Origin of the sequence: Oricola nitratireducens (genome assembly GCF_014904745.1) — a bacterium.
Lineage (GTDB): Bacteria > Pseudomonadota > Alphaproteobacteria > Rhizobiales > Rhizobiaceae > Oricola > Oricola nitratireducens.
The window spans coordinates 1-275 of record NZ_JACZCS010000065.1 but is presented as its reverse complement, the minus strand read 5'-3'; the positions used below and the strand labels follow the sequence as shown (position 1 = coordinate 275).

Here is a 275-nt window from a genome sequence, read left to right as displayed (position 1 = left end):
CCGCCTCCGGCCCGGCGAACGGCGCCTTGGCGTAGACCACCCAGCGCTTCTTGCGGACCGGCAACAGATGCCGCAGGAATGCCCGCCGCTCAGTGAGTTGCTCCATCGATCCGAAGAAGGCGAGCCGCCCCGCCTCGTGCAGCGTGAGCAGCCGGGTGAGGAACAGGCGTCGGAACAGTTTGCCGAGCACGTGCACCGGGAGGAGGAAGGCCGGGCGCGACGGTATCCATCGGCTTCCGTCCGGCGAGATGCCGCCACCCGGCACGATCATATGC

Annotated in this window: 1 protein-coding gene; it reads right to left on the bottom strand. The window is 68.7% G+C overall.

The annotated features are described in order from the left end of the window. The coding region (locus tag IG169_RS23805) for a transposase (protein ID WP_193178768.1) at positions 1 to 275 on the bottom strand (275 nt) is incomplete at both ends.